The sequence below is a fragment of the Orbaceae bacterium BiB genome, assembly GCA_036251205.1.
Lineage (GTDB): Bacteria > Pseudomonadota > Gammaproteobacteria > Enterobacterales > Orbaceae > Orbus > Orbus mooreae.
Genome location: CP133958.1, coordinates 768124 through 783323 on the forward strand (window position 1 = coordinate 768124; position 15200 = coordinate 783323).

At 36.5% G+C, this 15200-nt stretch carries 15 protein-coding genes and 1 other annotated feature; of the genes, 13 read left to right on the top strand and 2 right to left on the bottom strand.

Features of this window, described 5'->3' with window-relative positions; translation table 11 throughout:
- Nucleotides 1-214: 214 nt before the first annotated feature.
- Nucleotides 215-339: a sequence feature (His leader region), on the top strand.
- Between the two features lie 51 nt (nt 340-390).
- The 9 genes from hisG (at nt 391) to RHO11_03695 (ending at nt 8051) form a co-directional block, all read left to right on the top strand.
- The gene (gene hisG, locus RHO11_03655) at nt 391-1290 is read left to right on the top strand and encodes an ATP phosphoribosyltransferase (GenBank protein ID WVD62232.1); all 900 of its coding nucleotides are present in this window, start codon (nt 391-393) and stop codon (nt 1288-1290) included.
- A 4-nt stretch (nt 1291-1294) separates the two neighbouring features.
- Nucleotides 1295-2587, top strand: a complete 1293-nt coding sequence (gene hisD / locus RHO11_03660) for a histidinol dehydrogenase (GenBank protein WVD62233.1) — start codon at nt 1295-1297, stop codon at nt 2585-2587.
- 4 nt (nt 2588-2591) lie between these two features.
- Nucleotides 2592-3671, top strand: coding sequence for a histidinol-phosphate transaminase (gene hisC, locus RHO11_03665; protein ID WVD62234.1), 1080 nt, complete (start codon nt 2592-2594; stop codon nt 3669-3671).
- 12 nt (nt 3672-3683) lie between these two features.
- On the top strand, nt 3684-4751 hold the full coding sequence (hisB, locus tag RHO11_03670) for a bifunctional histidinol-phosphatase/imidazoleglycerol-phosphate dehydratase HisB (protein WVD62235.1): 1068 nt from the start codon (nt 3684-3686) through the stop codon (nt 4749-4751).
- Entirely contained in the window at nt 4751-5338 is a 588-nt protein-coding gene (gene hisH / locus RHO11_03675) for an imidazole glycerol phosphate synthase subunit HisH (GenBank protein ID WVD62236.1), read from the top strand. Before hisB ends, hisH begins: the two co-directional genes overlap by 1 nt.
- Complete coding sequence (gene hisA, locus RHO11_03680; GenBank protein ID WVD62237.1) at nt 5338-6093, top strand: 1-(5-phosphoribosyl)-5-[(5-phosphoribosylamino)methylideneamino]imidazole-4-carboxamide isomerase; 756 nt, start codon at nt 5338-5340, stop codon at nt 6091-6093. Before hisH ends, hisA begins: the two co-directional genes overlap by 1 nt.
- The gene (gene hisF / locus RHO11_03685) at nt 6075-6851 is read left to right on the top strand and encodes an imidazole glycerol phosphate synthase subunit HisF (protein WVD62238.1); all 777 of its coding nucleotides are present in this window, start codon (nt 6075-6077) and stop codon (nt 6849-6851) included. The genes hisA and hisF overlap by 19 nt, the downstream gene beginning before the upstream one ends.
- Entirely contained in the window at nt 6845-7456 is a 612-nt protein-coding gene (gene hisIE, locus RHO11_03690) for a bifunctional phosphoribosyl-AMP cyclohydrolase/phosphoribosyl-ATP diphosphatase HisIE (protein WVD62239.1), read from the top strand. The genes hisF and hisIE overlap by 7 nt, the downstream gene beginning before the upstream one ends.
- 352 nt (nt 7457-7808) lie before the next feature.
- Nucleotides 7809-8051, top strand: coding sequence for a hypothetical protein (locus RHO11_03695; GenBank protein ID WVD62240.1), 243 nt, complete (start codon nt 7809-7811; stop codon nt 8049-8051).
- Nucleotides 8052-8286: 235 nt separating this feature from the next.
- Here the strand turns inward: RHO11_03695 and RHO11_03700 are convergent, their stop codons facing one another.
- Entirely contained in the window at nt 8287-8844 is a 558-nt protein-coding gene (locus RHO11_03700; protein WVD62241.1) for a cysteine hydrolase family protein, read from the bottom strand.
- A gap of 118 nt (nt 8845-8962) precedes the next feature.
- Between RHO11_03700 and RHO11_03705 the strand changes: the two genes are divergently transcribed.
- The 4 genes from RHO11_03705 (at nt 8963) to RHO11_03720 (ending at nt 11681) form a co-directional block, all read left to right on the top strand.
- Nucleotides 8963-9355 carry an AsnC family transcriptional regulator gene (locus tag RHO11_03705; protein ID WVD62242.1) on the top strand — a complete coding sequence of 131 codons (393 nt, stop codon included), beginning with the start codon at nt 8963-8965 and terminating at the stop codon, nt 9353-9355.
- A gap of 115 nt (nt 9356-9470) precedes the next feature.
- Nucleotides 9471-9647 (top strand): hypothetical protein, encoded by a 177-nt coding sequence (locus RHO11_03710; GenBank protein WVD62243.1) that lies wholly within the window; start codon nt 9471-9473, stop codon nt 9645-9647.
- Nucleotides 9648-9747: 100 nt separating this feature from the next.
- Nucleotides 9748-11157, top strand: a complete 1410-nt coding sequence (locus RHO11_03715; GenBank protein WVD62244.1) for a TPM domain-containing protein — start codon at nt 9748-9750, stop codon at nt 11155-11157.
- Nucleotides 11158-11207: 50 nt separating this feature from the next.
- Nucleotides 11208-11681 (top strand): hypothetical protein, encoded by a 474-nt coding sequence (locus RHO11_03720; GenBank protein WVD62245.1) that lies wholly within the window; start codon nt 11208-11210, stop codon nt 11679-11681.
- 75 nt (nt 11682-11756) lie between these two features.
- Here RHO11_03720 and RHO11_03725 read toward each other — a convergent pair whose 3' ends face one another.
- A complete protein-coding gene (locus RHO11_03725; protein ID WVD62246.1) occupies nt 11757-14816 on the bottom strand; it encodes an FAD-binding and (Fe-S)-binding domain-containing protein in 3060 nt (1019 codons plus the stop codon).
- Between the last annotated feature and the right edge of the window lie 384 nt (nt 14817-15200).

The following is a 15200-nucleotide window of genomic DNA, read 5'->3' on the forward strand; positions in this document are numbered from 1 at the left end:
TTATAGTATAAAACATACTTAACGAAGCTACATAACAGCTATTGCGACATCCCATCAATAAGCTTAAATAATAACATTAACCTAAAACCATAATAAATTTAATGACTTTATTAAAAATAGCTTGTCATATTACCAATTCTGTTATATGTTAATAAAACAGTTTAATTGGAGCTTATTATTTTATGAATTTACTTTGCATCAGCTTAAATAACCACCATCATCATCATTTCCCTGATTAGTCTTCGGGCTTTTGGTGCTGGAAGACAATTATCTTCCGGTGGAGCGCAAAGAAAGTCACAAGAGAGCCCTCGGAAGATTACCTTCCGAGGGTTTTTTTATGGATTATATTTGCTGATACGAAAATTCAATCATCATCAATGGGAGAAAAACATGTTAGATAATTCACGTTTACGTATTGCAATGCAAAAATCAGGGCGCCTTAGTGACGAATCAAAAAAATTACTATCGCAATGTGGTATTAAAATTAACTTACAAGAACAACGCCTTATTGCTTTCGCAGAAAATATGCCTATCGATATTTTACGTGTCCGTGATGATGATATTCCTGGACTTGTCATTGATGGTGTCGTTGATATTGGTATTGTCGGTGAAAATGTACTCGAAGAAGAAGTACTAGATCGTCAAGCAGAAGGTCAGCAGCCACAATATAAACTCTTACGACGACTTGATTTTGGTGGATGTCGTTTATCGATTGCGGCCCCAAGAGATTTTAAATATTCTGGACCTCAATGTTTACAAGACCTACGTATTGCAACCACTTACCCTCACCTACTTAAACGCTATCTATCTCAATCTAACGTCACTTTTAAAACATGTTTACTCAATGGCTCTGTTGAAGTTGCACCTCGAGCAGGACTGGCAGATGTCATTTGTGATTTAGTATCAAGTGGTGCAACCCTTGAAGCCAATGGATTAAAAGAGATTGAAGTTATCTATAAATCGAAGGCGTGCTTAATCCAACGTGAAGGTCAAATAGCATCTGAAAAACAAGCACTTATCAATAAACTACTAACCCGTATTCAAGGTGTTATTCAAGCGCGTGAATCAAAATATATTATGCTCCATGCCCCAACTGAAGTACTTGATCAAGTTGTCGCTTTACTTCCTGGTGCCGAATACCCAACAATTTTACCATTAACTGGTGAGAAAAATCGTGTAGCTTTACATATGGTGAGTAGCGAATCACTGTTCTGGGAGACAATGGAAAAACTCAAAGCATTAGGTGCAAGCTCAATCCTCGTTTTACCAATCGAAAAAATGATGGAGTGATCCCATGAAATTAACCTATTGGCAAAACTGTAGTGCGTCAGAGCAGCAAGCCCTATTAACTCGACCTGCAATCAGTGAATCAAATTCGATTACTCAGGCTGTTGCGACGATACTTACAGACGTAAAAAATAATGGTGATACCGCTCTAAAAGCATTAAGCCAAAAGTTTGATAAAGTCACGCTACAAAATGTACAGCTAGATCCAGCCGCAATTACACTCGCAGCAACTCAAGTGAAAGCAGAGTTGAAACAAGCAATGCAACAAGCGGCTAAAAATATTGAAGTTTTTCACCGAGCACAAATTCGACAGACGGTGACGGTTGAAACCATGCCCGGTATCACCTGCCAACAAATGACCCGTCCTGTTGATTCTGTTGGTTTATATATTCCAGGTGGCTCTGCTCCGTTATTATCAACCGTATTAATGTTAGCCATTCCTGCAAAAATAGCAGGTTGCCGCAAAATTATCTTATGTTCTCCCCCGCCAATTGCGAATGAAATTTTATATGCAGCACAGCTATGTGGTATAACTGAAATATACCAACTTGGTGGGGCACAAGCGATCGCTGCAATGGCATTTGGTACTGAAACACTACCAAAAGTTGATAAAATTTTTGGTCCAGGTAATGCTTATGTTACCGAAGCTAAGCGCCAAATTAGTCAACAAATTGATGGTGCTGCTATTGATATGCCAGCAGGCCCGTCAGAAGTATTAGTTATCGCTGATAGTGGAGCAAATCCAACCTTTATTGCTGCTGATTTACTCTCACAAGCAGAACACGGACCTGATTCTCAAGTCATTTTGCTTACACCTGATGAAAATCTGGCTACTGCCGTATCTGATGCAATTAACAAGCAATTAGCACAACTATCGCGTAAAGATATAGCCGAAAAAGCGTTACAACAAAGTCGCTTAATCATTACTAACGATATTACGCAGTGTATTGAAATTAGTAATCGTTATGGGCCGGAACATTTAATTATTCAAACTCGTAACGCTCGACAATTAGTTGATAAAATCAGTAGTGCTGGCTCGATATTCCTCGGTGACTGGTCACCTGAATCGGTTGGCGATTATGCATCAGGGACAAATCATGTCTTACCAACTTATGGTTATACAGCAACCTATTCTAGCCTTGGATTGGCTGATTTTCAAAAACGTATGACTGTTCAAGAGTTGACACCACAAGGTTTATTGGCTATCGGTCGTACCGTTGAATTAATGGCTGAAGCTGAACAGCTAACAGCTCACAAACAAGCCGTTTCCTTAAGACTTGCTGAACTCAATAAGGATTAAGCAAATGAATAAAAAAATCGATATCAATCAATTGGTAAGAAAAAATGTCCAAGCACTTACACCTTATCAATCTGCACGACGAATTGGTGGGAATGGTGATGTCTGGCTTAATGCCAATGAATATCCAACAGCTCCCTATTTTGAGCTCACACAACAAACATTAAATCGCTATCCAGAACCACAACCTGAAGCGGTGATTACGCGCTATGCTGAATATGCAGGTGTAAAGCCTGAGCAATTAATTGTTAGCCGAGGAGCTGATGAAGCAATTGAACTATTAATGAGGGGATTTTGTGAACCAAATCAAGATAGCATTATTTATTGTCCACCGACTTATGGCATGTATCAAGTTAGTGCACAAACATTAGGTATCGCGTGTAAGGTTATTGCACAAACAGCTGATTGGCAACTTGATTTACCGGCTATTGAATGTAATCTAGATAATGTAAAATTAATCTATGTTTGTTCTCCAAATAATCCAACAGGTAACAAGCTAAACCCTGAAGATATTAAAGCATTATTAGCTATGGCGGAAAATCGTGCATTAGTTGTTGTTGATGAAGCTTATATTGAATTTTCTATAGAGAACTCAATTATAAACTGGCTAACCGATTATCCACATTTAGTCATTTTACGAACACTATCAAAAGCGTTTTCTTTAGCTGGCTTACGTTGTGGCTTTACTATTGCAAATAAACCCGTGATTGATGTGTTACAAAAGGTCATTGCACCTTATCCTTTAGCCGTACCAGTAGCTGATATTGCAAGCCAAGCACTAAGCAAAGAAAATATTAAAGCAATGCAACTACATGTGCTAAATTTAAATCACCAAAAAGATAAATTTATTGCTGAGCTCAACAAAATTAGCCTAGTTGAACAAGTCTATCCAAGTTATGCCAATTATGTTTTAGTGAAGTTTAAACAGAGTTCAACTGTTTTCCAACAACTTTGGCAAAAAGGCATTATTTTGCGTGACCAAAACAAACAGTTAAGCTTAGCAGGTTGTATTCGCATTACTATCGGAACTCAAGCAGAGTGTGATGCGGTGATTAATGCGTTAGATAATTTGCAAAAAACAATTTAGGGAACTCATTTAATGGCACAAAAATACTTATTTATTGATCGCGATGGTACTTTAATTACCGAGCCCCCAGTCGATTTTCAGGTAGATAAATTTGAAAAACTGGCTTTTGAACCTAATGTAATCCCTGCATTATTAAAACTACAGGCTTCAGGATTTAAACTAGTAATGGTGACAAACCAAGATGGGCTAGGCACGAGTAGCTACCCTCAGGCTGATTTTGACGGCCCCCATGATTTGATGATGCAAATATTTAGCTCGCAAGGTATTAAATTTGAAGAAGTGTTAATTTGCCCACATTTTCCAACAGATAATTGTGACTGTCGTAAACCCAAATTGCAACTCGTACTCTCTTATTTAACTAGCGGTAATTTAGATAAAGTAAACAGCTATGTTATTGGTGATCGTGAAACGGATATAAAATTAGCGGAAAATATGGGAATAACAGGTCTACGTTATAACCCTGTCACGTTGAGCTGGGATGAGATAACACAAAGGTTAACTACCCCTGACCGTTACGCAAAAGTACAGCGTAATACCAAAGAGACACAAATTTTAGTTGAAGTTTGGTTAGACCGTCAAGGCAACAGTACGATTAATACTGGAATTGGTTTTTTTGACCATATGCTCGATCAAATTGCGACGCATGGTGGCATTAGACTCAATATCCAAGTTAAAGGTGACCTCCATATTGATGATCATCATACTATTGAGGATACCGGGCTAGCATTAGGAGAAGCATTAAAACTGGCATTAGGAGATAAACGCGGTATCAATCGTTATGCTTCAGTGATTCCAATGGATGAATGCTTGGCTAGTTGCGCAATCGACATATCAGGACGGCCTTACCTAAAATTCTCAGCGCAATTTGATCATCAAAAGGTCGGAGATATGAGTACGCAAATGGTTGAACACTTTTTCTACTCGTTAAGCTACACGATGGCAATTACGCTACATATTGAAACAACTGGCGATAATGATCATCATAAAGTTGAAAGCCTGTTCAAAGCTTTTGCCAGAACGTTAAAGCAAGCCATAAAACTTGAAGGTAACAATCTACCGAGTTCAAAAGGAGTCCTATAATGCAAGTGGTTATTCTCGACACCGGCTGTGCTAATTTATCTTCAGTAAAATATGCTATTGAGCGTTTAGGTTATCAACCAACAATCACTGCTGATCCAGAGTTAGTCCTACAATCAGATAAACTTTTTTTACCTGGTGTTGGTACAGCCAGCGCAGCAATGGCGAATTTACAACAGCGTAATTTGATTGAGCTAATAAAAGTATGTACTCAACCAATTTTAGGTATCTGCCTTGGTATGCAACTACTTGCTAAACATAGTGAAGAAGGCAATGTTGATACACTAGATATTATTGATCAATCAATCATTAAAATTCCGGATCACGGTTTACCACTACCACATATGGGGTGGAATAAAGTTTACCCACAAGCGGGTCATCATCTGTTTCGAGATATACCTGATGGCGCCTATTTTTATTTTGTCCATGGATATGCCTTACCATTATGCTCAGCAACTATCGCGGAAACCAGTTACGGCGAAAATTTTACCGCAGCCGTACAAAAAGACAATTATTTCGGTGTTCAATTTCATCCCGAGCGTTCTGGCTCGGCCGGTGCAAAACTACTGAAGAACTTCTTGGAGATGTAATGCAAATGCAAAAACCCACTATTATTCCAGCTTTAGATTTAATTGATGGTAATGTTGTACGCCTACATCAAGGAGACTACAATCAAAAACGTGAATATGGAAATGATCCACTGCTCAGGTTGCAAGATTATCAAGCTCAGGGCGCAAAAATTCTACATCTCGTCGATTTAACGGGAGCCAAAGATCCTAATGCTCGGCAAATTGATCTAATTAAACACTTAATTGATGGCGTTAATGTACCCGTGCAGATTGGTGGAGGGATCCGAACTGAGAGCGATGTGAAAGCATTACTTGATGCTGGTGCGGCTCGTGTTGTTATTGGTTCAACGGCTATAAAATCCCCCGACATGGTTAAACAGTGGTTTAAAAATTATGGTGCAGAGCGTTTAGTTCTTGCTTTAGACGTAAGAATTAATCAGGCCGGAGAAAAACATATTGCGATTCATGGTTGGCAAGAAGAGTCGACTCAAACCCTTGAAGATGTAGTCGAGGACTTTTTACCTTATGGACTCAAACATGTACTCTGCACTGATATCTCAAAAGATGGTACACTTAGCGGATCAAATGTTGCTCTCTATCAAACGATCAGTCAAAAATATCCGCAGGTCGCCTTTCAAGCTTCTGGTGGAATTGGTAATTTAGATGATATCAAAGCATTAGAAAATACAGGGGTAAGCGGCGTGATCGTTGGCCGTGCACTACTTGAAGGTAAATTTAGTGTGAAGGAGGCGATCACATGCTGGCAAAACGTATAATCCCCTGTCTTGATGTTCGTGACGGGCAAGTCGTTAAAGGTGTACAATTTCGTAATCATGAAATCATTGGCGATATTGTTCCGTTAGCCAAACGATATGCAGAGGAAGGCGCTGATGAACTGGTTTTTTACGATATTACCGCCTCATCAGATGGAAGAGTCGTAGATAAAAGTTGGGTAGCTAAGGTGGCCGAAGTTATCGATATTCCATTTTGTGTTGCAGGCGGTATCAAAACGATTGAGGATGCGGGACGAATTCTCTCTTTTGGTGCCGATAAGATCTCAATAAACTCCCCTGCTCTTGCAGATCCAACACTAATCACTCGTTTAGCTGATCGCTTTGGTGTACAGTGTGTCGTAGTGGGAATTGATACTTGGCACGATGAAAAAACCAATAGTTATCATGTCTATCAGTTCACTGGAGATGAAAAACGAACTATCGCGACAACATGGAATACCCTTGATTGGGTACAGGAAGTACAAAAACGTGGCGCAGGTGAAATTGTTCTTAACATGATGAATCAAGATGGTGTAAAAAAAGGCTATGATTTAGCACAATTAAAAGCGGTTAAATCGGTATGCCATGTGCCTTTGATTGCTTCTGGTGGTGCAGGTGAAATGGTTCATTTTCTTGATGCTTTTCATCAAGCTAATGTAGATGGTGCACTAGCCGCCTCGGTATTCCACAAACAAATTATTAATATCGGTGAACTTAAACAGTATTTATTTGATAACGGAGTCGAAATACGCTTATGTTAACAGCACAACAACTCAATCAACTCGATTGGCAAAAAGTCGATAATTTAATGCCAGTCATCATTCAGCATGCCATATCTGGCGATGTATTAATGCTTGGTTATATGAATCAAGAAGCCTTACAGCAGACGATTGCTTCAAAACAAGTGACATTCTATTCACGTACCAAGCAGCGTCTATGGACCAAAGGTGAAACCTCGGGGCATTTTTTAAATGTTGTCAATATGAGCGTGGATTGTGATAACGATACCTTACTTATTTTAGTCTATCCAATTGGCCCAACTTGCCATACTGGCAGTAATAGTTGCTTTAGTGAAGTTCAGACCCAATGGGGATTTCTTTTTGAACTAGAGCAACTACTGGCTTCACGTAAAAGCGCAGATCCAAGCTCCTCTTATACGGCTAAACTATATCATGACGGTACTAAACGTATTGCTCAAAAAGTTGGTGAAGAAGGCGTTGAAACAGCACTTGCCGCAACAGTACATGATCGTGAAGAGCTAAAAAATGAATCAGCAGATTTAATTTATCATCTATTAGTATTACTACAAGATCAAAACTTAAGTTTAAGTAATGTGATCGATATTTTAAAATCTCGCCATAAATAACATTGCACAACAATAAATTAGTCAACTCAATAGGATTGGCTAATTTATTTTTTACAGTATTCAACAATCTTTTATTTAAAATCGAATCATCAACTTGTCTAACCGCTAAACAATCAAATAGAAATAGTGAGTAACTCAAACAATTCCTTTCCCTCATTTACCATTACCGATAGCAATCAGATATTATTATTTGAACAAATAATGAATTCATTACAACATTCAAACAATGGATATATAAACAACACAGCTGAAAACTAACAAAAATTGTAATGTTCAACTCATTTTAGCGTAATTAGTCAATGCTATGATGAACTCGTAATAAAAAATACAGTTCTTATTAAGGAGTTTTACAATGAAAAAAATTATTTTTGCTTTTGCTACTTTAGTTGCTATTTCATCTTTTGCAAGCCAAGCTGAAATCCGAACAGCGCCAATGGAACATCGTGCAATGATGGAACAACAAATGCATACAAATAATCAAAATAACAATCAAACATGTATGGATAGCTCGGCTCAAAAATCAAGTTGCCAAGTTTCTGAACAACAGTGGAAAACACCAGTATTAAATGTAGACTCTCGAGTTACAAATAAATAATATTTGATGTTGTGAAAGTTTATTCTTTACTAGCAATAATGCTAATAAATGGAGTTATTAATTGTTAGATAAGTATTAAATAATTAGCAAGTAGTAATGTGAGCAAGACTTAAGACCATGTCGTTTTAAGTTGTAATAAAAATAATAAAAAGTCTCTTTGACCTAAAACCAATATTTGATGATAGTTAAAGACCCTTTTTATTATTATAACCATACCAAGTTAATTCCATTCCTATTAATTAAATTTATTAATCAAGAAATCTTTCGTATCTACCACCAAACTAAAATTACTCAACGCAGCCAAAAATGCATTGTGTACGTCGTTAGCTTTAATTGTATAAGATTGAAAAACCAAATCCTTTGTTGCACACGCATCAGCAATTAAAATCGGTTGATACCCTAATTCAGTCGCATAACGTGTCGTTGAGTCGATACACATATGCGTCATCATCCCACAAATAACAAGTTGTTCAATACCCGCTTTATCTAACTCATCGAGTAAAGTGGTTTGCAAAAAACTATTTGGATAGTGTTTAATAATTAATTTTTCATTTTCTGTTATTCGGGATAATAGTTGTTGATGAATGTTTGCACCATCACTACCAATTGCAAAAAAATCAGCTTGAGGATCATTTTTAATATGCTGAATATAGTAAATCGGTGCCTTCTGTTCATGAAAAAACTGCTGTAATGTAAGAATATTAACTAATGCCTTATCGGGATTTGTTAATGCCATCTTACCATTAGCAAAGTAATCATTTTGTACATCAATAATTAATAAAGCCTGTTTCATCTTGTAGTTCCATGTAATAATAAAGTAAACATAGTATGCAATGCACGGTAAACTAATACCATTGTCAACTGAATGAGTTTTACTGATTTCAGTTTCATATTGAAAAAGTTATCATAAAATGGATAAAAAAGACCTCGAAATAGTCTCATTACTAACAGACAATAGCCGATTATCATGGAAAAATATTGGTGATCAGGTTTATCTATCTGGTCAAGCAGTAGGATCTCGCGTACAACAACTTATTGATGATAGTATTATTGAAAAATTTACCATCAAACGCCATTACGATAATTTGCAATTTATTACGATCTATATGAATAGCAACCAATTTACTATTTTTGAACAATTAGTTAGCGATTATGATGACGTTATCAGTATGGAGAAAATTACAGGAGATGGCTGCTATTTTATTCAATCTTGTTTTGATCATAATTCCTTAGAACAATTTATTAATACTATCAGCCCATACGCTCGTTATAAAATTAATCATCGCCTAAAAACGATAAAATAACGAATGTCCATAGTAACGGTTTTGTTAAACAATCGATACCACGCTTTTTATTATACTCTCTCGCTTGATATATGATGATCCGTTAGAATTATCAAAAATAATAATCTATCACACAATGAATTCAGTCCAAGCAAATAGCTATACCATTGATTCAGTACCCAATCCCTATCAACAAAGTAATGTGGCTTATGTAGTTGCTCCTGAAAATATTCTCTCGCCAATAGATAGTTCAATCATCAATCAACGGCTACAAACGATAGAACTTATTATTTTGTCTATAAATAGTGTATAAATTAGATAATAATCAAACTATTTTCATCCACTTTACCCTCGTTTTATTTATCCCTATCATGTAAAATTATAAGAAATAATAAAAAGAATAGGCAATAATAATGAATCATATTAAATACTTTATAAGTTGTATTGTATTACTGCTTGTATTTACAATCAATTCTGTCCAAGCAAATAGCTATACAATTGATTCAGTACCCAATCCCTATCAACAAAGTAATGTAACTTATGTGGTTGACCCTGAAAATATTCTCTCGCCAACGGATAGCTCAATCATCAATCAACGGCTACAAACACTAGAACAAAATACATCTATCGAAACCGCGGTGGTTGCACTCCCATCTATTGGTCAAATTGATACTAGAGAATTTGCAAATAAACTCTTTAATCACTGGAAGATTGGTAAAAAAGACAAAGACAACGGCTTACTGATTCTACTGGTCATAGATCAGCGTGAAGTGGTATTTGAAGTTGGCTATGGACTGGAAGGTAATTTAACGGATGCTAAAAGCTATCGCTTAATGGATCAATATATGTTACCGCTCTTTAAACAAAACCAATTTAGTGAAGGAATGCGTGTTGGTGTTGATGGTGTTGCAAGCTATTTAGAGCAACAATCTTCTGATGGTACGCTTTATACGGTTGGTAATAATAAATCATCATTACTATCATTTTTACCTAATAATCCAAGTGAATCTTTAGGTATCAAATTTTATATTACTATTGGGATAGTCCTCTTATTAGCAATTTATAGCTTTTGGGGTGATCGTATTTTCATGATCAAAGATTGGGCAACAGCTCAATACGTATCACCATTAGGGAGATTCAAAAAAGCATTATTATTCATTTGGGTTTGGGCAATTGTTTTACTGTTTATATTTGGAGTCAGTGGTATCAGTCAATATTGGCTAATTACTATTTTTCAATGTTTTGCAATTTGTTCAGTATTGCTAATTTGTCTACTGATTGGTTATTTTATATTTTATATTTTAAGATCAATTGGTCATCGTATATTCTCTATTTTTAGCAAAAATAGCCACGCAAACAAACCCAAAGCACTTAAAAAATTAATCTGCCCAACCTGTCGTCATCGTTCTATTATTGAGATAACTGAAAACAAGGAAAGTAAACTCAATGAAGATGAAAAATATTTGATGAATATTGGTGCAGTAACTTATCGTTTCTTTAGTTGTGAACGGCCCTCTTGTTTAGCGATGTTTAGTGGCTCAAAAGTTAATTTAGGCTGGAAAATGTGCCCCGATTGTCAGTTACCAACTAATCATCTTATAAAAAGTACAAGAGTAGAACCCACCTACTCCCAATCGGGTCTACGCACTGATTACTATCTGTGCGAAAAATGTAAAAAAGAATCAATTGAAACTAAAATACTCCCACGTAAACAACGAAGTAGTTCATCGGGTAGTGGCGGTTCTGGCGGAAGTTCAGGTAGTAGTGGTGGCTCACGAGGGGGAGGAAGTTCAGGGGGCGGAGGATCTCGAGGAAGATTTTAATAGAAAAGTAATAATATCTATAAATACTATTTAGGAAAGGAAAACAATATATGCAAAATAAAACATTAACGTTTATTCTAGGCCTATTTGGCTTAATTGGCGCTATCATACTATGTGTTGCAATTTATAGTCTCTGTACAACTTATCGTTCAGATATATCTGACTATTATGTGTTATTAGGTATGGGAGTCGTATTTTTATTGATTGGTGTCGTTCCGCTCATTATGAGTATAAGGCGAAAAAATCTTAATGCACAATTATTACAAACAGGCAGAGCTATTCAAGCTAAAGTCACCTCTGTTGAATTTAATCAGGCATTAACGGTGAATGGCAGAAATCCCTTTGTTATCTATTGCCAGTGGAGCGATCCACTAGCATCAAATACCTTATATTTATTTCGTAGTGGTAATATTTGGTTTAATCCTAGTGACTTTATTAAAAATGAAACCGTTACTGTTTATATCGACGAAAATAACCCCAAAAATTATTATGTTGATCTAACTTTCTTACCACAAGTTGTTTAATAATAAACGCTAATTAGTAAATTAGCCGATGCTGTTTATATTAACTCAGATATTCATTAAAACTATCTCAGTAAACTATCTAAGTAAGCTAAGCAGCACTTGTAATGGGTGCTTTAAAACTAATTGATCAAAACGCTTTACCTGGCTGCGACATGAGTATCCTGTTGTTAAACAAGATTCTGCTGGGTAAGTATCTAGTACTTTTTTCCATGATAAATCATACAGCTTATTTGATGCGGCTAAATTAGCCTGTTCATGCCCATAGGTTCCAGCCATTCCGCAACATCCCACATTAACTACATTCAATTTTGCTCCCAAACGGCGAAACAGTTGTTGCCACTGTCCACTGCTTGCTGGTAGCTGAGTCGTTTCACTGCAGTGACCTAATAAATAAAAATTAGTTATTTCTGTCTCTGTAAATGTTGGTAACTCATCAAACACTTGCATCAGCCACTCATGAGATAACTGAACCATAAAGTCTTGTTTAGCTTGTGGTACAATACGACGGTACTCATCACGATAACAAAGCACTAAAGCTGGATCAACGCCCACCATTGGAATTCCTAATTTGGCAATACGTGATAATGCTTCAGAAGCTTTATTGACCGTTTTAGCAAACTGCCTTAAAAACCCTTTAATATGTTGCGCTTTACCATTAGGAATAAATGGTAATACAACGGGTTTAAAACCGAGTTTATCAACTAATTGAACAAAGTCATATACGACTTTTGCATCGTAGTAACTGGTAAAGGGATCTTGGACAATTAGCACGTGCTGTTGACGTTGCTTATCAGAAAGAGACTCTAACTGCTCAAGTGAAATATTTGCACAGCGATGCCCTTTAAGCTGTTTCTTTAATGTTGGATAAGATAATAATGGTAAGCTTGTCATACCGACGATTGATCTGGAAACGACATCGGTTACAGGTAATTGCATAAAAAAGTTAAAAAAACGCGGAGCTTTAGCCATTAACGGTAAATAATGTTCAATATACCCTACCGCATAATCACGTAGCGGCCGTAAATAACGCGTATGATATAGTTGTAAAAAACGAGCTTTAAAATCAGGAACATCGATCTTAATTGGGCATTGTGTTGCACAGGCTTTGCATGACAAACAGTGATTCATTGATGCTTTTACTTCATGGGAAAAATCATACTCACCTCGTCTTGCTCGCCAGCTATTACCGATTCGTTGAACTAACTGGCTCAGTGAACCACTTTTTTGAGCATAGATATTATTAAGTTGATTCTCATCGATACCCAACTCAACGAGTAAGCGCAACCATTCACGGACTAAAGCTGCTCTGCCTTTTGGTGAATAAACTCGATTACTAAAGACCTTCATTGATGGACACATTGGGCTATTAACGTCAAAATTAAAGCATAATCCGTTCCCATTACACTCCGTTGCACCATGGAAAACTTGCTTCACACTGATTGGAATCTGACGATCATATTCACCACGCGTTATCGAATCAATCGAGTACAGCGAATCATCAACATTAAGTGATACGCAAATTTTGCCAGGATTGAGACGATTGAATGGATCAAATACCGTTTTAATCAATCTTAAACCGTTGTATAACGTATCGCCAAAAAATTTAGGGCTATATTCACTACGAAATCCTTTACCATGCTCTCCCCAAAGTAATCCACCATATTTAGCAGTCAACAAAACGACCTGATCTGAAATACTCCTGACAAGCTTTAATTGCTCTATGTCGCAAATATCTAACGCAGGACGAACATGTAATACTCCAGAGTCAACATGACCAAACATTCCATAGGTTAAATGATATCCATCAAGTAGTGCCCTAAATTCAGTAATGTAATTTGCCAGATGTTCCGGTGGAACACAGGTATCTTCAACGAATGGAATGGGTTTTTGTGCGCCTTTAGCATTACCGAGTAGCCCTACTGCCTTTTTACGCATCGCATAAATTTTATTAATCTCGGATAACTGATCACAGATTTGGTAACCGATAACACCTGATTGATTATTTTCGAGTAAGCGATCTAACTGACTACATAATGCTAAGAATTTATTTTTAATATCATCTGTATCTTGACCGGCAAACTCAACAATATTGATCCCTTGTAAATCATGTCCAGCTACATCTGTAATAAGATCTTTGACCGATTGCCAAATAATATCTTCTCGCGCCAAATTTAGTACTTTAGAATCAACCGTCTCAACCGATAATGCTTGCGCATTAACTAAAAAAGGAGCATGTTTTAGAGCAGATTGAAAAGAGTCATATTTGATATTGATTAGATAACGTACCTTAGGCAATGGAATTATTCGCAATGTTGCTTCGGCAACAAATGCAAGAGTCCCTTCTGAGCCAGTAATAATTCGAGTTAAATCAAACTCAGTTAAATCTTCATTAAAAACATGTTTAAGATCATAACCGGTCAAAAAACGATTTAATTTGGGAAAACGCTGTAAAATAAGTTCACGATGCTCATAACAATAGTTAAATACCGTACGATAAATGGTGGCAATACGGTCCTCTTGTATCATGATCTCACTCAGTTCTTGCCGTGTTTTACGACCAGTTTCTAACACTTCACCACTTAATAGTACCGCTTTAACGGCTAAAGTATGATCCGAGGTTTTACCATACACCATTGAACCTTGTCCTGATGCATCAGTACTAATCATACCACCAATAGTTGCTCGGTTACTGGTCGATAATTCAGGAGAAAAGAAATACCCATAATCCGCAAGATTTTGATTAAGCTGGTCTTTAACCACGCCGGCTTCAACTTTTACCCATCCCTCTTTAAGATTAATCGCTAAAATTCGATTCATATAACGAGAGAGATCAACAATAATACCATGATTTAATGATTGGCCATTTGTTCCCGTCCCACCACCGCGTGGGGTAAAACAGATTGATCGATGCTTTTCTTTTCGAGATAAACTAGTGAGTAATTTAAGATCACTGATATTCTTTGGAAATAAAATAGCTTGAGGTAATAACTGATAAATACTGTTATCAGTAGCTTGACTCAATCGAGAGGCATAATCTGTTGCGATATCACCATCATAACCAATATCATTCAACTCATCTAAATAACATTTAACAATCTGACTAATTTGCGGGGAACTTTTGATTTGTGGGATCATAATGGTACAGGGATTCGGTTATTATGAATTATCTTTAATCTAACATAAACCAATCAACAAGTTAACGCTCTATTTTCGTTATTTTATTGCTGTAAGATGTTAATATAGTATAAAAAATAGCAGTAATCGCCAAAACAGGTACAACGTTTATCCACTTAATAATATTTAGGGTAAATTCATTGCCTTACAATTTAACTCAACTTAAAAGTAAGGTATGCTTATCGTTATCGTACTTTAGATCACCTTACAATACGGCAAGATAAATCTACCGATAAAAATTGATCTAATAAATAGCTAAAATATCAGTTGAATCTGTCTCTATTTCAACAACAATCAGTATGTTTAGCTGAAAAAGGTATAACAATAATATGATGACATTGAGTT